Genomic DNA, 20,842 nt, shown 5'->3' with positions numbered 1-20,842 from the left:
TATGTATGGGCAGTAATATATAAGATAAATGGAAACTTAGGTAAGAAAAAATAATTTTGTGTTTCCCAGAACAAGGATATTATATTCTTACTATGAATATTATACTACATAATAAAAAAAGAGCTGGATTGCTTCCAGCTCTTTCAAAATCATAATACCTATCGGTATTAATTTCTTTGTTGTTGTGGTGTCTGACCCTGAGTATTGGTTCTGGTATCTCTTGTACCTCTAGTATCTCTGTCATCAGCATCACCTGTTACATTATCAGCTTCATTCATAAGCTCATCCAGTTCGCTTTTCATTCTGTCCTGGTCACTTTCCATTCTGTCCTGATCGCTTCTGATAAGATCTTTTTGATTATCCCACTCATCATCATTCATGGTAGTAAGATCATTTCTGTTCATGAAAGATCTATGTTTTTCCATTAAAGACTGATGCTCACTTCTCATAGCCTCATGCTTATCTCTCATTTCGTCTCTTCTGGCCATGATACCTTGTCTGGTACCCGGATCAGTTACTACTTGGTCATCACCATCAGCAGCTCTAGTTCCAGCACCAGCAGTTCCAGCAGCACCGGTACCTGTTCGGGTTTGAGCCCCAGCAGTACCTTGGTCATTGGCAGTGGCGCCTTGCTGGGTTCCAGTAGTACCCGCAGCACCTAATTTCTGATCAAGCTCTCTCCTTTTTTCTTCGATTTCTCTGTTATTTTCCTGATAGTCTTGTTCCCAGTCTGAATAATCATCTCTGAAACTTTCGACTTGATCCTGTCTATTGTCCTGTTCGCAGGCAACTAATGTAAAAAGGGAAGCTGCAATCCCCAATGTGAATAATTTTCTTTTGGTGTACATAGTGTTAGTAATTTAAGTGAACTATTTAATTTAATGATAACATGTATCTTTTAAAATAGGTATTATACATGTTGTTTTAAAAAGGTAATTTATTTAATGTTTTATTCTATTGTGATGTAATCAAAAGCTTTGCCAATGTGCTAAATTCCTTTAAAATTTTTCAATTAAAACTCTTTTATTCATTTTAAAGTAACTTAAGACTATTAAATATAATTTTTTTTAGGGGCTTTATATTACATTTAATTTCCTGTTCTTGGTTCAGCGGTAGTCCTTGGATCTACGGTCGGAGCAGGGGTAGTCCGTGCGCCCGTCCTTTCTGATGGAGCTGAAGCATCTTCAACTAAGCCACGTATAGTTTCCCATTGGTCTTGAAGTTCTGCTTGATCGTTTTCCATTCTTTCTTTATCACTATCTATGAGGGATTTCTGATTCTCCCACTCATCATCACTGATAGAAGCTAGATTTCCTTGGTTAATAAAACTGGTGTGTTTTTCTCTCAGCGATCGGTGTGAAGAAAGGATGGCATCATGTTTCTCGTTTAACTCCGCTATTCTAGGTATTAATTGCCTCATCGCCACAGTATCCGTAATAGCAGGTATTTCTGTTACCCCTCCCACTGTACGCGGCTCCGGTATAGCTTCCCCTTTAAATGTTTCGTGCCACCTTAGTACGGGTCTTCTATTTTCTTCTAATTCCTGATTCTTTTCTTGATAATCTTCTTCCCAATCGCGGTAATCTTCTCTGAAGCTTTCTGCTTGTTCTGATCTATCATTTTGTTCGCAGGCGCCTAATACTAAAAGGGAGGTGGCTAAACCTAAGGTAAATAAGTGCTGTTTAATTTTCATAAAATTTATTTTTTTGGTTTAATAAACATATACACATATAAAAGTTAGTATATTAAATGATCTGATAGTATGAGTATTTGAACTATCAATAGAAGGTTATGTTCAAAAGTTTTGCCAATATCGATAATTAATAAAAACAATCTGGATTTGTAATCGAGTAACTAGTAAATCGCCTTTTCACATACGGATTAGCTGCAAATGTAAGCACGTGTCACACTAAGCCTTTTATAGTAGCTTTATTACAAATTGAATTTATATTCTATTTATCCTTAACATTTGATAGTAACTATGTATTATAATTGGAGAACTCAATTTAGGTCATACGCTTAAAATGACATTTTAAACATAGACTTTTCTATTTATGAAAAAGATATTAATCACGGGAGGGTCAGGCATGATAGGCAGAAAGATCACCAAACAACTGCTAAGAAATGATTATGAAGTCGCCTGGCTAAGCCGATCATCGGATGATGAAGGCCAAAAAACATTTATCTGGGACATATCGCAAAAGGTAATCGATCCCGAAGCTATAAAATGGGCAGATGGTATCATCCACCTGGCCGGGGCCAGTGTCGCAGAAAAGAGATGGACTGAGGAACGTAAAAAGATTATTTTAAACAGTAGAATAGCCTCGACCCAACTTTTATTTGATGCCATAAGAGTAGAAGAAGACAAACCTAAAGTCATCATATCTGCCAGTGCAGTTAATTACTACGGGATGGATACCGGAGAAACATTATTGACGGAAGAAGATAAACCAGGAGAAGCCTTTCTTTCAGAAGTCGTAAAGAAATGGGAAGAAGAAGTAAAAAAAATTGAATCTTTACACATCCGTACCGTAATGTTAAGAATAGGTATCGTTCTCTCTTTAGAAGGTGGGGCCTTGCCGGAATTGCTAAAACCTCCTGTGGCTGCTCCACTGGGTACTGGTGAGCAATATATGAGTTGGATCCATATAAGTGATCTGGCAAGAATGTTCCGGTATGCTTTGATAAACGATCAGGTTCATGGCCCGTATAATGCCGCGGCACCTAAACCTGTCAAAAATAGAGAACTGACTGAAAAGGCAGCTAAGCTAAAGGGAAAACCATTTATAAATATAGGTGTTCCTGCTTTTGGTCTTAAATTATTTTTAGGTGAGATGGCCGATATGGTCATTGGAGGAAATAAACTATCTACCTCAAAAATTCAATCTGCTGGCTTCAAATTTCGGTATGCTACCGTAGATGATGCCTTGGGACAATTATTTTACCAATACAAAGAATAATTTAAGTTTTGGTGTCAACAATTACCCAATAAAGGACCGGGCCTAATACCTGGGCAAAAAGTATGATTAATATCCAAACAATCTTCATCGTAAGCCCTTCAAAATCCCGCTTGATAACATCTATCAAGGTGTAAATCCAAAATACAATATAGGCTACCCCTAATAAAGCCATAAGTACGGGGAACCCATTTTCTCCTATTCTAAACATAATGATTATGTGTTTAAAGGTGTATAGTACCATTTATTCTTTAAGATAAACGGAACTGCAGCTAGGTAAAATAGTCTGATGAATCTATAATAATTTTTTTTTCTATAGTCTGTCAGCCTAAGAGAATACAGCTGTATTATAGCTACTGATCAATTATATTTACCTTTAAACCTAATATAATGTATTTGGGTTATAAATTTCATTAAATTTTAACCTTCAACTGAAATAAATGAAAACGACATCATATTAAATGTACGTTCTAAGTATTATAATACCATAAAATTATTCTAATGAAGAAAGTTTATATACTGCTACTGATCCTGATATCCTTTTCTGCGAAAGCTCAAATCAGTCTGGATTATTATTTGTCTAATGAATATACCTATAATCCCGCTATTCCTACACCTGAAGATGTCCTAGGGTATCAGGTAGGAGAATGGCATGTCAGTCATGATCAGGTCGTGATGTATATGAAAGAGCTGGCGGCAGCTTCGGATAGGGTCACGATAGAAGAATATGCCAGAAGTTATGAGAGAAGGCCTTTATTATTGCTTACCATAACTGCCCCAACCAATTTTGCTAAAATTCCGGAGATTAAATCCCAGCGTACCAGGTTAAGAGATGCGAGGCAAGCTAGAAATGTGAATACTGATAATATGCCTGCAGTCATGTATATGGGGTATTCGGTACATGGAAATGAGCCCAGTGGTGTGAATGCATCCTTATTAGCCGCCTATCATTTTGCTGCTGCCAATGAGATTGCTAATGATTTAGAGAACGTAATCATTCTTTTAGATCCCGCTTTAAATCCAGATGGTATCAATAGATTTGCATCTTGGGTAAATAGCCATAAAAGTTATAATATGACAGGAGATCCTTATGGCAGAGAACTGAACGAGGCTTGGCCCAGAGGCAGGACCAATCATTACTGGTTTGACCTGAACCGGGACTGGCTACCCGTGCAGCATCCTGAATCAAGGGGGAGAATTGCAAAAATCCAGGAATGGAAGCCAAATTTAGTATTGGATTACCATGAAATGGGTACGGGAAGCACTTTCTTTTTCCAGCCAGGAATACCCAGTAGGAACCATCCCCTTACTCCTCAAAAGAATTTTGAACTTACAGAAAAAATTGCTCAGTTTCATGCCAGGCAGTTGGATAAAATAGGCTCTCTCTATTTTACACAAGAAAGTTTTGATGATTTTTATTACGGTAAGGGCTCCACCTATCCCGATGTTCAGGGAGCAGTTGGGATTCTTTTTGAGCAGGCATCCTCTCGAGGACACCTTCAGGAAAGCCCTTATGGCCCTGTGACGTTTCCTTTCACGATCAGGAACCAGTTGACTGCCTCACTTTCTTCATTTGAAGCAGCTGTATCTATGAGGCAGGAAATGAATGCCTATATGAAGGATTTTTATGCTGAGGCTGAATCTGAATATACCAGTGATGTAAACAAGGCATACATTTTTGGTGGAAGAGATGATAAAGTCAAAACTTACCATCTGGCAGAGATGATTGTTCAGCATGACATTGACGTATATAGGTTACAGCAGGATATCACTATTAATAATGTAGAATTTCAGGCAGATAAAGCATTTATTGTCCCATTAAATCAGCCTCAGTACAGACTCATAAAGGGAATGTTTGAAGTCCGTACAGAATTTCAGGACAGCCTTTTCTATGATGTGTCTGCCTGGACACTTCCTATGGCATTTAATCTGGATTACATGGCATTAAATAGTAGGATCATGAATCTTGCAGAAGTGGAGGAAATGGATAAGAGCATAGCCTTTCCTTCTGGTGAAGTGATAGGTGAGGAAAATGCCTATGCCTATGCGTTTGAATGGCACGAATACTACGCACCAAAAGTTGCCTATAAGCTATTGGATAAGGGTTATATGGTCCGTGTAACCCATGAGGATTTTAATGTAGGGGATGGAGAGACTTTTAGGCGGGGAAGTATTCTGGTGAGTAAAAAACATGGTGCTAGTGACAATGGAGACCTTTATGCCGATCTTCAGGAGGCAGTAAAAGGGACCGGAGTAAAAATATATGCAATAGATTCAGGGTATACTGGCGGGGTTAACCTTGGTTCTCCCAGCATAGATGTTCTAGATAAGCCCGAGATAGCTTTGCTGGTAGACGGCGGAGTGGCCAGTAATGAAGCCGGAGAAGTTTGGCACCTTTTAGACCAAAGGTTTGATATACCGGTCACCTTACTACCCTTGGATATGGTGGCCAGGGCAGACCTTAACCGGTATAATGTCATTATCATGCCTACAGGCAATTATACCGATATGGGTAAAATTGGGGCTGAAAAACTTAAAACTTGGACAAATAACGGTGGGACAGTAATAGCTAGAGGAGCTGCTATGAACTGGTTAAGTCAAAACGAAATAGGTAAATTCAGTTTTAACCAGCATACAGATGAAAAAGTGGTGGGCCAGAAAAGCTATTCCCTAATGCAGAAGGATCTAGGGGCACAGGTTACTGGTGGAGCTATATTTAATGTGAAGCTAGACCTTACTCACCCTATTGGATATGGTTATACCAATGAAGAAATGTTTACCTTTAGAAGTGGAAATCAGATAATGGAATTATCAGAAAATGCCTATGCCAATCCTATGGTATATACTGATAGCCCTTTAGCTGCTGGTTATGTATACCCAGGTAATCTAGAAAGGATGAAAAATTCTGGAGGTATCCGCGTATCTACGGTGGGGAGAGGCAAAGTTATCGGGTTCGTGGATAATCCAAATTTTCGGGCCTTCTGGTTTGGTACCAATAAACTGTTTATGAACAGTATCTTTTTTGGACAAACCATCAGCCCTCTTTCTGCCAGATAAATTAGAAAATACACCTACTTCTTTTATATGAGTAGGTGTAGCTAATGTAGCTTTACCCTAGTATTAGTTGTTTTAAGGATATTTTTTTGGATTAAATTTTTCATTTATATTAAAAAAATTTAATTTGCAATGTATTTATTCCTATATGATTGAAAAAATTTTTCCGCTGGATAAGAATTATATCTTGAGACAGGCACAGTCAGATCTTGAAGAAAGCCTGATAGAAATGATGGTACTAGAGTTGAAGCATGCCTATACGGTTTTATTCAATCCTTTAGGGCTTAGGGACAATACATACTGCCAGATCATTGATACAGTGGAGTTTCCACGGGAGTGGGTAAAGGTTATTTATCAGCAACTTTGTGGTATTTACAGATTTAAATATGGGTCTAACCAATTGGAATTCCTTTTTGATGGAAGATCGCATTTTGATAAATACAAAGAGGACTGGACGGTATGTTTAGAAAATTGGACACGCGAACTCGGACAGCATGAACCTTATGTGAAGACTATGTTGAGAATCACAGTACTTTATGATACCCCCAGCAGAGCCGATTTTGCTGAAAACCGATGCAAGAGCTTTATCAATGACCATTTTAGATTAAAAATCATAAAGAGAAGAGGAGAGCTTAAATTAAAGTCGGCATAATGTCCGCCCTTATACTATTACCACATGTCTCCAACCCCTGATATTCCCCAAAATTTTGCACTTAACGTTCAGGACTTACTGGGTATTGAGGAAAGTGAAAAATTAATAGCTGCGTTAGATGAAAACCCAGCTACATCCATCAGAATAAACAAGTTCAAAATAAATGAAAATCCATTTGGGGGAAATGAAATCCCATGGAGTAGAGATGGGTATTACCTTTTGAATAGGCCTTCTTTTACATTAGATCCGATTTTTCATGGTGGGGCATATTATGTACAGGAGTCTTCATCTGTATTTATAGAATATGTGCTGAACATCCTTCAGGCTCCCAAAGGCCTTTATTTGGATCTATGTGCGGCGCCCGGGGGAAAATCGACTATACTCAGCAGCTATCTTGGATCAGAGGGCATGCTCATTTCAAATGAAGTGATAAAAGCCAGGTCGTCAATATTGAAAGAAAACATAATCAAATGGGGTCTGGGCAATGTCATAGTAACCAATAACGACCCGGCAAATTTTGAAAACCTGGAGGGTGCTTTTGATCTGGTACTGATAGATGCTCCATGCTCCGGAGAAGGGATGTTTCGAAAAGATCCTTCGGCCAGAGAAGAATGGTCTATGGATCATGTACAGATTTGTGCTGCCCGTCAGGAAAGGATATTAAATTCCTCTGGTGCACTGGTAAAAGCTGGAGGTTATTTGCTATACAGTACCTGTACATTCAATAGGCATGAAAATGAAGATAATCTTAAATTTCTTCTTGAAGAATTTTCCTATGAACCTGTCAGGATACCTATACATGATGAATGGGGTATAGTGGAGCATATGGAGGAGATAGACGGTATAGAATTTTATTCTTACCGATTTTATCCTCATAGAGTGGAGGGAGAGGGATTTTTTATTACTGTTTTGAAGAGGCCAGATAACGCATATATTCAGACTCCCAGGAAAGCAAAAGATTTCAGACATCCCTATATCCAAAGAGTGAGTGATGATTTTATAATAAAAAGTGCTTCTGACTTACATGATGGATGGGTTTTTTATGCGCTGCAGGACAGTTATTTTGTTTTAAATATAAAATCCCAACAGTTTTTTGAATGGGTGGTACCTTATTTAAATATCAGATATTTTGGTGTAGAATTAGGAAAGCTGAATAAATCACAGTTGATACCTACACATGCCTATGCACTGAGTATATTGCCCAAAGACAATTACACTTTTATATCCCTGAGTAAGGAAAATGCACTATCTTATCTCCGAAAGGATGAGCTTCATATAGAATTAGAGCTGGAAGGCTGGGGTATAGTAACTTATAAAGGGATACCCCTAGGATGGATTAAAAATATAGGAAACCGGATTAATAATTACTATCCCAAAGAGTGGCGCATAAGAATGAAGATATAAAAGTGAACCGCTAAAAGCGGCTCGCTATTTCATTTTTTTTAAAGTAACTTCCTATAATTGCTTTTAGGATAAGCCAATGGTGAGCATTATACTTACTCTAGATCTCTAAACTGAGATAGGTCGATTGTTTCATCCTCGAGGTAATTAGGGTATATTTGAAGATGTCTTTTCTTGACTTCATCTATTAGGCTATACCTCAGTTCATCTATATGGGTGCCGTCCTCCGCAGCCATGAATACAGGAGGGATCCCTACTTTTTTAGTATAGCTCTCTTTTAATTTTTCAAAATCCAGAAAGTTAGCTTCCCCTATTTCTATCTCTGTCATCAGCTGCAGTTCATCTTCACTAGGCATGCCCGGCACCAGGTCGATCTTGTTAAACACCAATATAGTGGGTTTATCAGAAGCACCTATTTCGGTAAGCGTCTGGTTCACTACAGTAATATGATCTTCAAAATTAGGATGTGAGATGTCCACTATATGAACCAGGATGTCGGCCTCTCGGATTTCATCCAGTGTAGATTTAAAGGACTCTATAAGGTGGGTAGGCAGTTTCCGGATAAAACCTACCGTATCAGATAAGAGAAAGGGTATGTTTTCGAGTACAACTTTTCTCACCGTGGAATCAACCGTCGCGAACAGTTTGTTTTCTGCAAGGACATCAGCTTTGGTCATCAGGCGCATCAAAGTACTTTTGCCTACATTGGTATAACCTACCAGTGCTACTCTAACTATTCCTTCACGGCTTTTCCTTTGGGTTTGTCCCTGTTTTTCTATTTTTCTAAGTTTTTCTTTTAATAAGGTGATCTGGTTCCGAATATCCCTTTTATCCGTTTCTATTTCTTTCTCTCCTGCTCCACCCCTGGTAGTGGTACCGCCACGCTGTCGCTCGAGGTGGGTCCACATTCTCGTGAGTCGTGGCAGCAAGTATTGAAACCTGGCCAGTTCCACCTGCGTTTTGGCTTGGGCTGTTTGGGCCCTGCTTAGAAAAATATCCAATATGAGCAAAGACCTATCGTAAACCTTTACTTGGAGCTCATTTTCGAGATTTCTCATCTGTGAAGCTGAGAGATCATCATCAAAGATCACCATGTTTACTTCAAAATGATTAACATATGCTTTGATTTCTTCAAGTTTACCTGAACCTACAAAAGATTTTACATCAGGTCTTTCCAACCTTTGGGTAAACCTATATACAGTCTTAGCCCCCAAGGTTTCCGTAAGAAATGCCAGTTCGTCCAGATACTCCTGAGCCTGCTGTTCGGTCTGATGCTGATGAATGATGGCTACCAATACTGCAGTTTCCGGTTTAGGCGCAGTATCATGAAGTTTTTGTAATTTTCTGGAATATTTGCTCATTTATTTAAAAGACTGGCTTATATTGATAAAATGGAATGTTGATTAGGGTTAATTGAACAATAAAAGTACCATAAGCATTCCATATAGATAAATATTTTGAGTATAATTATGGTTAATATGTACTAACTAATGTAGTCCATTGATTTAAAAATAAGTTGAAAGTGTACTTTAAGTAATTTTAGAAGAATGTTCAGAAATTTTTAAATTACCTATATTATGATTTTTGGACATTAGGTATAATAAACACATGGTCAATAGGTTTGTTTGTTTATTGAATATAATAAAATAATTTTTGCCCTTCCCTAAAAAATCATAGATGGGCCTGGTATTATGTAGTTAATCATGTTGGAAATGTAAATAGAGAATCTTTTCTTCTAAAAGAAATAGATTATCTATAATATGGTAAGTTTAAATTTAGATAGTGAAGGAGGAGATTAATGTCAATATTTAGTTTGTTAAAAGGATCGAAATCAAAAAAAGACAAATCATTAGACCTTAGTTGGATGGGAGTGGATATGCATTCTCATCTCATTACAGGCATTGATGACGGCGTCAGTTCTATGTCAGATGCAGTAGAAATGGTGGTAAGGCTTAAAGATTTTGGACTAAAAAAAATTATAACCACACCACATATTATGTCAGAGTATTATAAAAATACCCCTGAAATAATTTTGAATGGACTGGATAGGTTAAAATCAAACCTTGAAGAACAGCATATTGATATAGAGCTTGAAGCAGCCGCAGAATATTACCTGGATGAGATTTTTATGGAGAAGGTAACTGCTGCTGAGAAGCTGCTCACCATAAGTGGACAATATGTATTGGTAGAAACAGGCTTTCTTAATAAGCCTCAGATGCTGCTAGAAAGTCTTTTTTCGTTAGAACTCAATGGTTATACTCCTATATTTGCCCATCCGGAGCGCTATCTCTATCTGCATAATGATGACACTTTACTGCGGCAATTACTTGAAAGAAACATTCTTTTCCAATGCAACCTTTTGTCCTTCACGGGCTATTATGGGAAGACTGTCAAGAAATTTGCAGAGAAACTGGTAGATGCACAGCAGGTCATGCTGGTAGGGACTGATGCCCACAATCATAAATATCTTAATGCCCTGGAAGGTCTGTCCACTGAGAAGTATTTTCAGAAGCTTCAAAAGCTACCTTTATTAAACAGTACCTTATGAAAATATTAATTACAGGCATTACTGGGCTATTTGGGAGTTATCTTGCCAGAGAATTTCTTTCCATAGGAGAAATTCATGGAATGAAAAGGAAAAATAGCAGCACCGAGCTATTGGAAGATATAGTTACACAGATTACTTGGCACGACGGAGATGTGGGGGATTACCAGTCATTAGAATCTGCCATAGAAGGAATGGATGTAGTCATACATGCTGCCGGTATGGTGTCTTTTCTTTCCGCTGATGAAGAAAAACTTCTTCAAGTAAATGTAGAAGGAACCGCTAATGTGGTCAATGTAATGTTGGAGACAGGTGTAAATAAATTATTCCACATCAGCTCTGTAGCAGCTTTGGGCAGAAATGGGGATGATCAGGTGATAGACGAGAATCACAAATGGGCAGCCTCTCCGCTCAATACCGCCTATTCGATTTCCAAATATCTCGGAGAATTAGAAGTATGGCGGGGAGCTCAGGAAGGCCTGGATGTATTGGTGGTCAATCCATCGGTTTTGTTGGGCAAACTATCTGATAAAAGAAGCAGTAGTGCCTTGTATAGATATGTGATAGAGGGAAATAGGTTCTATCCTAAAGGAAGGCTAAATTATATAGATATAAGAGATGCTGCTTCCATCTCCCTTCAACTTTTTAAAGAAGGAAAATGGAATGAACGTTATATCCTCAATAAAGAGAGCATAGGATATAAAGAATTTTTTCACCATACAGCCTCAAAGGCAGGAGTAAAGCCTCCCCAATATGCGGTATCGGATCGGTATTTAGGACTAGCAAGTGTATATTTTAAAATCAAAGGTTTATTTGTGCGTGTACCCTTTAATAAAGAGGCTGCAAAAACTTCCCAATATAAGATTACGTTTGATAATGCTAAAACCAATCTTCAGTTGCAGCCTTCCTATAGGACACTTGATGAAACCTTAAGTTGGGCGCTGGGGAACGAAAATTAATTGGCTGAAGTTTTGTAAATTACAATCATCAGTAGGCGATGTTTATAAAAATAAAATCGTTGGAAAAAATAGATGTCCATTATTTTGGTATCTTAAAGCATCATTTAAACATAATCCAATGACGGGAGATTTTGACCACAGTGGGGAAGAGGATAAAGAACTGGTACAAAGATTCGAAAACTCTTTGAAATCAAATCTTGATCTTTATTTTGATGAAGAGCAACTCGAAGACATCATCCGCTATTATTTTGATCTTGGTAAATTCAAGAAAGCATTAAAAGCCAGTGAGATAGCATTGGAAAAATTTCCGTTTTCATTGGAAATCAAATTGCTCAAAGCGCAAAGCCTGATCTTTAATGATGAGCTAGAGGAGGGTTTAGAGATATTGGAAAATATTAACAACCTCTCACCAAATAACGAAGAGGTAATTTTGGCACTTACTAATGCCATGTTATTATCAGGAAACACCAAAGATGCCATTCAGCTATTGGAGAATTTTCTACCACTGGCTGAGGATAAGGCAGAGGTGTACTATTCTCTAGGGAATTTTTACCGGGCTGAAAATAATACTGAAAAAGCCATCCACAATTATAAGGAGGCTGTAAAACTGAAAATAAATCATGAAGATGCGCTTTTTCAGCTCGCTATGATTACAGAAGAAGAAGGCTCTTTTGATGAGATACTGGAGTTTTACCAGGATTTTATAGATCAGGATCCTTATAGTGCAGGGGCATGGTATAATCTCGGCGTAGTTTATAATAGATTGGGTAAATTTGAAGAGGCTATTCAGGCATATGATTACGCCCTATTGATAGACGATGCATTTGCCTCTGCCTATTTTAACTTAGGCAATGCGCTCATGAATACCCACAAATATGAGCTAGCTCTGGAAGCTTATCAAAATACTATAAACTGTGAAGGTGCCAATTCGGAAAACTGCTGTTACTTAGCAGCAGCCTACGAGAAACTTAACCAGATAGACCAGGCATTCAAATATTTTAAAAAATCCGCCAAACTGGATCCAGAATACGATGATGCATGGTTTGGACTTGGCATGTGTATGCTGAAAAAAGAGAAATTTTTTGAAGCCATTCATTATTTTAAAAAAGCCATTAAGCTCGGAATAGAAAATGCCAATTATTGGGTAGGACTTGCAGATGCGGAGTATAACCTTGGCAACCTGCACGCCAGTTCTGAGGCATATGAAGAAGCCATCAACCTAGAACCCGGGATCATGGAAGCATATGTCAATCTATCCATCATTTATTTTGACCAAAACAGGTTTGAAGAGGCGATAGATGTCATTAAAGAGGGAATAGAAGAGCTTCCCGAGGAATCAGAGTTGTATTATAGATTAGTAGTTTATTATATAAAGACAGGTAAATACAAAGAAGCCTTTTCATATTTAGAAAATGCATTAACTTTGAATTTTGAAAGACATGTGATTTTATATGAGCTTATGCCAGAACTAAAGCATCAGCAGTCCATTCATAAGATCATCAGTCAATATAAAAGTTAATCGACCCATAGACCTTTTAAACCTTTCTCTAAATTTTATATAATGAATTACGTTCTGAAAAATATCCCTTCACGTACCGAAAAGCCACGGTCGACTGGATTTACAATGGTTATGGACAAAGGTCTTAGCCTGCGTGAAGTAAGTGATTTGATAGAAACTTGCGGTGAATACATAGATATCATTAAATTAGGATGGGGTACATCTTATGTATCTCCTAAGCTTAGCGAGAAACTTCAGCTATACAAAGATGCCGGCATTCCGGTTTATCTGGGTGGGACATTGTTTGAAGCTTTTGTGATCAGAGATCAGTTTGATGATTACAGGAAGGTCCTTGAAAAGTATGAATTGAAATTTGCTGAGGTTTCTGACGGTTCTATCACTTTGGACCATGGGAAAAAGTGTGAATATATCAGTACCCTTGCCAAGGAAGTTACCGTTCTTTCCGAAGTAGGATCTAAAGATGCCGCTAAGATTATTCCACCTTATAAATGGATTGACCAAATGCGCAAAGAATTGGACGCAGGCGCATGGAAAGTTATCGGAGAAGCACGTGAAGGTGGCACAGTAGGTCTATTTAGAGACAGCGGCGAGGTAAGGCAGGGATTGGTAGAAGAAATTCTTACCCAGATTCCGGAAGACCGGATCATTTGGGAAGCTCCCCAAAAAGAGCAGCAGGTATGGTTTATCAAACTAATCGGTGCGAATGTAAATTTGGGAAATATAGCACCAAATGAAGTCATTCCACTGGAGACCATCAGGCTTGGTTTGAGAGGAGATACTTTTGATCATTTCCTACCTAATCATATATCGCTTTAATATTCCGGCTGTAAGGATCTCATAGATTTTTTACAGCTTTTTCTTTTCCCAGATATTTCATGACTTATTGGAAAAAATTCATTCTGACCTATTTTAAAGGTGTGGGTATGGGTGGTGCTGATTTAGTGCCGGGGGTGTCCGGCGGGTCTATAGCCCTCATTACAGGTATTTATGAAGAATTATTGGATAGCATTAAATCGATAGACTTAGCCGCGCTCAGGCTTTTGATCAGCGGTAGGTTTAAAATGTTTTGGACGGCTGTTAACGGAAATTTTCTTTTAGCAGTATTCTTAGGGATTTTCACGAGCTTATTTACCCTATCCAGGCTCCTCACTTATTTAATAGAAAACCAGCCTATACCATTATGGGGCTTTTTCTGTGGACTGATCCTTATCAGTGCCATTTGGATATTGAGGGATGTACCTATATGGAATACGGTTACCTTACTTGCAGTAGCAATAGGGATCGTTCTGGCGTATTATATAACTGAGCTACCTCCCATTTCATCTCCCGAATCCCCCCTGTACACATTTATATCTGGTGCCATAGCAATATGTGCTATGATTTTGCCTGGTATATCCGGAAGTTTTATTCTATTGATCTTAGGGCAATATGAACCGATCTTACAGGCACTGAATGATAGAAACTTACTGACACTGTTCCTTTTTGGACTGGGATGTTTGGTGGGTTTATTGGCCTTTAGCCATCTGATCAGTTACTTATTACACCATTATAAAGCTGCCACACTGGCATTTTTAGCAGGGATCATGTTAGGCTCCATCAATAAAATCTGGCCATGGAAAAATGTACTCAGTTATCGGATGAGCAGTGCTGGGGTAGAAAAGCCTTTTCTAACTGAAAATGTCATGCCTGGGACATATGCAAATATGACAGGTGAGGATCCGCAAATTATGGTGGCAGCCATCACCTTTATATTAGGCTTCCTATTGGTCATACTGATTGAACGAACTGCAAATTATTTTAAGAAATGAGAAAGTTTGGATTGATTGGATTTCCGCTTACCCATTCTTTTTCCAAAAGATATTTTGAGGAAAAATTTAGGAATGAGGATATAACAGATGCAGCGTTTCACTTATATGAAATGGATGCTATTGCTCAGTTTCCAGAACTCATCAACGATCACCCTGCATTAAGGGGCCTTAGTGTAACCATCCCTTACAAAGAAAAAATTATTCCTTATTTAGATGAGATGGATCCTGCCTGTCAGGCTATAGGGGCAGTAAACTGTATTAAAATCGGTGAGGGAAAGTTAAAGGGATATAATACTGATTATATAGGCTTTTACGAATCACTAAAAGGTTGGCTGGGAATAGATCGGCCAAATGCTTTAATATTAGGAACGGGAGGTGCTTCTAAAGCGGTCGCTCAGGCGCTTAAAAATTTAAATATTAATTACCGATTTGTTTCCAGAAATAGAGGAACTGATCAGAATATAATTTCGTATGATAATTTAGTCCGTCATCCTGATATATTAATGGATCATACTTTAATAATCAATACTACTCCTATAGGGACCTTTCCCAGTATTGATACTATGCCAGATATACCCTTAGATGCAATCACTGCCAAGCATAAAGTGTATGATTTGGTTTACAATCCAGAGAAGACTTTCCTGATGCGTTCATTTGAAGCCAGAGGAGCCCTCTCAAAAAACGGTTTGGAAATGCTGCACCTTCAGGCTGAAGCTGCCTGGAAGATCTGGAATCAGTAATGTTTTAAACCTTTTATAAAATGTATTGGAAGAAATTATCCCACGAGGATGTAAAGAAAAGAATTTTCACAGCTTTAGATGAAAACCTGGATTATAGAGGTGATCATCCTATCTTGGGCATACCAGGTACCTATCTGGATACGACAGAATTCTATCCAGATGCCCCATTTCTAAGAGATGCCCCTTTTATGTCTGCCATGGTAAGAAACCCCAACCATATAGGCGTGCATACCTTATCGGAAGTGTCTGTGCTTGAAGTGTTTGAGGGAACCCAGAAAATAGAAAGAGAATTGATCAATTTATGTGCAGAAGAAATATTTCAAGGTGATCCGGGTCAGCAGGATGGGTATGTAGCTACCGGGGGTACTGAAGCAAATATCCAGGCGATGTGGGTATACAGAAATTTTTATCAGCAGGCATATGGAGCTGATATCAGCGAAATAGCGGTAGTATACTCGGTGGATTCGCACTATAGTATGCCAAAGGGTGCCAATTTACTGAACCTATCCAGCATCATCCTGGAGGTAGATGAAGATTCCAGGCAGATCACTCAGGAATCCTTGGAAAGCAAAATTTCACAGGCAAGGAGGGATGGTATAAAATATTTTATAATCATAGCTAATCTTTCCACCACTATGTTTGGTTCGGTAGATGATATAGATAGACTGGGGGACTTTTTTACAAGAGAAAATGTCTTGTTTAAAATTCATGTTGATGCAGCTTATGGTGGCTTTATTTATCCCTTTACCAATGAAATGAGCCGATTTTCTTTTCAGAACCCCTATATCAATTCTATCACCGCAGATGGTCATAAGATGTTGCAAACACCTTATGGAACGGGGCTTTTTCTGATCAGAAAGGGGTACCTTCACCATGTATGCACCAATGAGGCACAATACATCCCTGGTAAAGATTATACCCTTAGTGGAAGCCGATCGGGTGCCAATGCCATTTCGATGTGGATGATTTTAAAAATACATGGATCAGAAGGCTGGAAATACAAAATGGCTTCCCTCCTCGACAGTACAGAGAGGATCTGTAAGAAGCTGGAGCGAATGGGGGTGGAGTATTTCAGAGATCCCTACCTGAATATCATTACCATGAAAGCCAGATACATTTCCCATTCAATAGCAAAAAAATACCATTTGGTAGCAGATAGTTATGAATTTGAACCCAAATGGTACAAAATAGTGGTGATGCCCCATGTAAAACCAGGGACTATAGACAGTTTCCTAATGGATTTACAAGGTGAACTTAAGTCAAAGAGTTAATGATAAAAAGGCCAGTGTTACTACTTTGTAACACTGGCTTTAAAATTATCAGGCTGCCGTTCAGGAGTTTAATAAATATTTTTGGAAGTGCTGGATAATACTCGGTAAATAAATGTAATTCCAGCCATTAATTTTTTAACTTATTCAAAGAAATAACCACTAAATTTTTGTTTATGCCTAAAGCCAAATCGACAAAAAACGGTGACCGGAAAATTTTTGTCCTGGATACATCGGTAATCATTTATGCCCATAATTCCATTATGAACTTCGCCGAACATGATGTTGTAATTCCCATTACCGTGCTAGAGGAGCTAGATCAATTTAAAAAGGGAAACGATACCAAAAACTTTGAAGCCAGAGAATTTATACGTCTATTGGATGATCTATCCCAGGATAATATGATTCATAACTGGACTCCGCTAAATGGCCATAGTAAGGGGAGTTTTAAAGTTTTGATGAATCCCACAAATAAATTTAACGCTAATGAAATATTTGGTGAGGAAAAGAATGACCATAAGATACTCAATGCAGCATTAAGTCTTAAGCAATCTGAGCCTGGTAGAAAGATTATTTTGGTAACAAAGGATATCAATCTACGACTGAAAGCCAAATCTCTAGATATACAGGCGGAAGATTATGAAACAGGTAAAATCAAGAATATATCTGAGATCCAGAACACCAATAAAGTCATCTTGGATAATATTTCCCATGAAGTGGTTACCAGCTTATATGATTCATTCTCTATAGATGCTAGTAAAGTGCTGGCTAAAGATCAAATAAACAAGGCCAATGCTTTTTATATTCTGAAAAGTTCCAAAAGCTCAGTGCTTGCTTATTATAATCAAGAGGAAGGTGCCATGGAGCGGGTAGATAAGAAGATAGCTTATAATATCAAGCCCAAGAATGCAGAGCAGGCATTTGCGTTACATGCTATCATGAATCCACGCATTAAGCTTATCAGTATACAAGGTGTGGCAGGTACTGGGAAAACTTTATTAGCATTAGCAGGTGCACTTGAGCAGCGGAGAGATTATAAGCAGGTATTTCTGGCCAGACCCATCGTTCCCCTTAGCAATAAGGATATAGGATATCTACCGGGTGATATTAAATCAAAGTTAAATCCATATATGGAACCACTTTGGGATAATTTAAAATTTATCCAAAACCAGTTTAAAGAATCCGATAAGGAATTCCAAAAAATCACTGAAATGATCAACCAGGAGAAATTGGTCATTCAGCCGCTGGCATATATCAGGGGAAGGTCACTTTCCAATATATTTTTTATAGTAGATGAAGCTCAAAACCTTACACCTCATGAGATCAAAACTATCATCAGTAGGGCAGGAGAAAACACTAAAATCATCTTTACCGGAGATGTTTATCAAATAGATACGCCTTATCTGGATAGTATGAGCAATGGTTTGTCCTACCTTATCGACCGGGTAAAAGATCATCCCCTCTATGCCCATATTAAACTGGAAAAGGGAGAGCGGTCAGAATTGGCTAATTTGGCAAATGATTTATTATAACACAACGTTAACTTTTACTTATCAGCTATAACCATTGAGTATGGATTTGGCATGCAACGTATGTTCCCCCTCCTTAAGCATGAGGGGGGAATATGTCTGCTTTTAAACCATAATGTGTTCGATAACAACACACTTTTTTGATATATATTTTTACAACTATTTGATTTTTAATGGTATATATTATTGGTAAATTTTTTGGATAGTAATGGATTAAAGAGATTATTCCACCTTTAATTTATAGACCATGACCAACTTAATCGTAACTCAGAAAAATGTTTGTGCAATAGTAGGACTTATACTGGCACTGACAATCATATGGAGTGCAAAAGCAAATGCACAGGAGACAGGCTTTTTAGCGGTAAATGGTATACTTGAAAGCAGGATGGAACAAGAGGATTCTATAACTGCAGATGAGAGTTTGGTAATAGAGGATATCTCTATAGACTTAAAAGAAATCGCTAGCGTAACTTTCATAAATAAGTATGGTGAAACAGTAGCTGTCCTACAGGGAGATAAATCTGTATTGGAAGATATCTATCGAGATAAAATTTCAAAAAGTTATTACATGAGTTCATATGGTATTCATGACGTATACCTCATAAAATAAGATTTTTTTGGTTTAACGGTAATAAAAAAGGTGAGCTTGTTTGGCTCACCCTTTTTGTTTTTTTTAACTTTCTGTAATGGTATTCAGCTTGGCTAAAAAGCTGTTATAATACTGTCTTCCTACTTGTACAGATGCACCCATTTTGAGGTTAATCTCTTTGGTGCTGAAATTTTCAATTTGTCCGAGCTGTACAATAAAAGACTTTTGCACTCTTAAAAAAAGATTGGAAGGCAATTTTTCTTCCATATCTTTCATCGATTTTCTGATGATATAATTCCTGTGTTTGGTAAATATAGTAACCATATTACCATTGGCTTCCACGTAATAGATATCTTCATAATCCACTCTTTCGAAGGCATTGTCTGCTTTAATATATACAGCATCATTTACCAAATAGGGGCTTTCGGAAGACGATTTAGAAGATACAGATTCGGATGAAGAAGGGCGAGTCCGTTTATTATAAAGAACGATCTCCACCATAGCATGAATATCATTGGTATTGAAAGGTTTTACTATAAATCCTGCAGGGTTGATTCTTTTGGCCCTTTCTATTATAGTGGGATCACTGTAGGAAGTGACATATACAATAGGCACATCAATCATTTGTTTGATGATCTCACCTAATTCTATTCCATCCTTATCGCCTTTTAATTTGATATCCATAAATATCAGATCAGGGCGGTATTTTTTAATAACTTTGATAGCCTGGTTCGCAGAGTTTGCAATATCAATATTGATATAATCCAAAAGTTCCAATATCTCTTCTATATTTTCAGCGATACTTGGGTCATCTTCTACTATTAAAATTCTTTCCTCTTTCATGTTTTTATATGGTTTTACATGGCGATTATGAAATAGATATTTTATTTTGAATGTATCTATTATATTAACATAATCTTTCCTACTCTATAATTTATAGAATTATTTTTAAAAAAAAATAAAAATTAGATGATTAAATAAATAAAATGTGATTTTAAGACCTAAAAAACTTCAAAAACCGTTTTTAATAGTTTAAAATACGTTCATTTACTTCATTGTGATGTTAATTTACGGCTATAAGCTCATCATATCCTTAAACCTTGCCGCTTGTCTTCTGCTGACTTCTATCCTATCACCACCTTTGAGTGTGACCACTAAGCCCCCATTGAACCAAGGCTCTATTCCCTCCACCCAGCTCAGGTTGATAATATGTTTTCTACTTGCCCTAAAAAAGGATTTTTCATCCAACCGCTCATCTAAAGCATTGAGAGATTTATGGATCATTGGTTTGTTATTGTCAAAGTATACTTTTATATAGTTTCCGTCAGATTCAAAAAGGCGGACGTTTACTAACTTAACAAACCAGCATCTGTCCCCGTCTTTGACAAATACCTGATCTTGAAGAGATAATTTTTTTCCGCTGTCCACGGATATCTGAGACTCTTCCCTCTGCTGATCTGTAATTTTCACCTGTAACCTTTTCAAAGCTTCTGCTAGCCGCTCTGCTTCCACTGGCTTTAGTAAATAATCCAATGCATTAACCTGAAATGCTTTCAATGCATATTCATCATATGCTGTAGTAAATATGACATGGGGTACGATATCAAGCTCCTCCAAAAGATCGAATCCTGTTTTCTCAGGCATTTGGATATCTAAAAAAATAACATCTGGGTTTAATTTTTCAATCTTATCTTTGGCATCATCCACATTTATGGCCTCACCGACCACTTCCACTGATTCATGCTGTGAAAGCAAATTAATTAATTCCTTTCTGGCCAATCTTTCGTCATCAATTACTAAAGCACGCATAATTTTTCGTCT

19 protein-coding genes are annotated in these 20,842 nt (G+C 37.7%); 13 read left to right on the top strand and 6 right to left on the bottom strand.

The genetic code is table 11. From position 1 onward, the window contains the following. Window positions 1-167 precede the first annotated feature (167 nt). Window positions 168-848: a hypothetical protein gene (locus EL17_RS19845; protein WP_035078413.1), complete on the bottom strand. Its 681-nt coding sequence runs from the start codon at window positions 846-848 to the stop codon at window positions 168-170. Window positions 849-1,087: 239 nt separating this feature from the next. After that, window positions 1,088-1,693 (bottom strand): hypothetical protein, encoded by a 606-nt coding sequence (locus EL17_RS19840; protein ID WP_035078411.1) that lies wholly within the window; start codon window positions 1,691-1,693, stop codon window positions 1,088-1,090. A gap of 361 nt (window positions 1,694-2,054) precedes the next feature. Between EL17_RS19840 and EL17_RS19835 the strand changes: the two genes are divergently transcribed. Then, window positions 2,055-2,960, top strand: a complete 906-nt coding sequence (locus EL17_RS19835; RefSeq protein WP_035078409.1) for a TIGR01777 family oxidoreductase — start codon at window positions 2,055-2,057, stop codon at window positions 2,958-2,960. Window position 2,961: 1 nt separating this feature from the next. On the opposite strand, the gene EL17_RS19830 is transcribed toward EL17_RS19835, so the two are convergent. Next, on the bottom strand, window positions 2,962-3,168 hold the full coding sequence (locus tag EL17_RS19830) for a PLDc N-terminal domain-containing protein (RefSeq protein WP_035078406.1): 207 nt from the start codon (window positions 3,166-3,168) through the stop codon (window positions 2,962-2,964). A 290-nt stretch (window positions 3,169-3,458) separates the two neighbouring features. On the opposite strand from EL17_RS19830, the gene EL17_RS19825 reads away from it, so the two are divergent. From EL17_RS19825 to EL17_RS19815, 3 genes are all read left to right on the top strand, one after another. After that, the gene (locus tag EL17_RS19825) at window positions 3,459-6,014 is read left to right on the top strand and encodes a M14 family metallopeptidase (protein WP_035078403.1); all 2,556 of its coding nucleotides are present in this window, start codon (window positions 3,459-3,461) and stop codon (window positions 6,012-6,014) included. Window positions 6,015-6,159: 145 nt separating this feature from the next. Further along, window positions 6,160-6,663 (top strand): hypothetical protein, encoded by a 504-nt coding sequence (locus tag EL17_RS19820; protein WP_035078400.1) that lies wholly within the window; start codon window positions 6,160-6,162, stop codon window positions 6,661-6,663. A gap of 24 nt (window positions 6,664-6,687) precedes the next feature. Beyond that, complete coding sequence (locus EL17_RS19815) at window positions 6,688-8,067, top strand: methyltransferase RsmF C-terminal domain-like protein (protein WP_035078398.1); 1,380 nt, start codon at window positions 6,688-6,690, stop codon at window positions 8,065-8,067. Between the two features lie 92 nt (window positions 8,068-8,159). On the opposite strand, the gene hflX is transcribed toward EL17_RS19815, so the two are convergent. Next, window positions 8,160-9,425: a GTPase HflX gene (hflX, locus tag EL17_RS19810; protein ID WP_035078395.1), complete on the bottom strand. Its 1,266-nt coding sequence runs from the start codon at window positions 9,423-9,425 to the stop codon at window positions 8,160-8,162. A gap of 437 nt (window positions 9,426-9,862) precedes the next feature. On the opposite strand from hflX, the gene EL17_RS19805 reads away from it, so the two are divergent. The 9 genes from EL17_RS19805 to EL17_RS19765 all read left to right on the top strand — a co-directional run bounded on the left by EL17_RS19805 (window position 9,863) and on the right by EL17_RS19765 (window position 19,042). Further along, window positions 9,863-10,612, top strand: a complete 750-nt coding sequence (locus tag EL17_RS19805) for a tyrosine-protein phosphatase (protein ID WP_035078391.1) — start codon at window positions 9,863-9,865, stop codon at window positions 10,610-10,612. Next, entirely contained in the window at window positions 10,609-11,568 is a 960-nt protein-coding gene (locus EL17_RS19800; protein ID WP_035078387.1) for an NAD-dependent epimerase/dehydratase family protein, read from the top strand. Before EL17_RS19805 ends, EL17_RS19800 begins: the two co-directional genes overlap by 4 nt. 118 nt (window positions 11,569-11,686) lie before the next feature. Next, window positions 11,687-13,087, top strand: a complete 1,401-nt coding sequence (locus EL17_RS19795) for a tetratricopeptide repeat protein (protein WP_035078384.1) — start codon at window positions 11,687-11,689, stop codon at window positions 13,085-13,087. Between the two features lie 42 nt (window positions 13,088-13,129). Further along, on the top strand, window positions 13,130-13,903 hold the full coding sequence (locus EL17_RS19790; protein WP_035078381.1) for a phosphosulfolactate synthase: 774 nt from the start codon (window positions 13,130-13,132) through the stop codon (window positions 13,901-13,903). 59 nt (window positions 13,904-13,962) lie between these two features. Next, on the top strand, window positions 13,963-14,895 hold the full coding sequence (locus EL17_RS19785) for a DUF368 domain-containing protein (protein WP_035078378.1): 933 nt from the start codon (window positions 13,963-13,965) through the stop codon (window positions 14,893-14,895). Then, the gene (locus EL17_RS19780; RefSeq protein WP_035078375.1) at window positions 14,892-15,635 is read left to right on the top strand and encodes a shikimate dehydrogenase family protein; all 744 of its coding nucleotides are present in this window, start codon (window positions 14,892-14,894) and stop codon (window positions 15,633-15,635) included. The genes EL17_RS19785 and EL17_RS19780 overlap by 4 nt, the downstream gene beginning before the upstream one ends. A gap of 20 nt (window positions 15,636-15,655) precedes the next feature. Next, window positions 15,656-16,906 (top strand): pyridoxal-dependent decarboxylase, encoded by a 1,251-nt coding sequence (locus EL17_RS19775; protein ID WP_035078372.1) that lies wholly within the window; start codon window positions 15,656-15,658, stop codon window positions 16,904-16,906. 173 nt (window positions 16,907-17,079) lie between these two features. Continuing rightward, a complete protein-coding gene (locus EL17_RS19770; protein WP_035078369.1) occupies window positions 17,080-18,435 on the top strand; it encodes a PhoH family protein in 1,356 nt (451 codons plus the stop codon). Window positions 18,436-18,679: 244 nt separating this feature from the next. Further along, window positions 18,680-19,042, top strand: a complete 363-nt coding sequence (locus EL17_RS19765) for a hypothetical protein (protein WP_035078365.1) — start codon at window positions 18,680-18,682, stop codon at window positions 19,040-19,042. Between the two features lie 63 nt (window positions 19,043-19,105). Here the strand turns inward: EL17_RS19765 and EL17_RS19760 are convergent, their stop codons facing one another. Next, window positions 19,106-19,864 (bottom strand): LytR/AlgR family response regulator transcription factor, encoded by a 759-nt coding sequence (locus EL17_RS19760; protein ID WP_035078362.1) that lies wholly within the window; start codon window positions 19,862-19,864, stop codon window positions 19,106-19,108. Between the two features lie 231 nt (window positions 19,865-20,095). After that, window positions 20,096-20,830 carry a LytR/AlgR family response regulator transcription factor gene (locus EL17_RS19755; protein WP_035078359.1) on the bottom strand — a complete coding sequence of 245 codons (735 nt, stop codon included), beginning with the start codon at window positions 20,828-20,830 and terminating at the stop codon, window positions 20,096-20,098. Window positions 20,831-20,842: the final 12 nt, after the last annotated feature.

Origin of the sequence: Anditalea andensis (assembly GCF_000714815.1) — a bacterium.
GTDB classification, from domain to species: Bacteria; Bacteroidota; Bacteroidia; order Cytophagales; family Cyclobacteriaceae; genus Anditalea; species Anditalea andensis.
The sequence above is the reverse complement of the archived record's forward strand: the minus strand, read 5'-3'. Positions and strand labels throughout refer to the sequence as shown.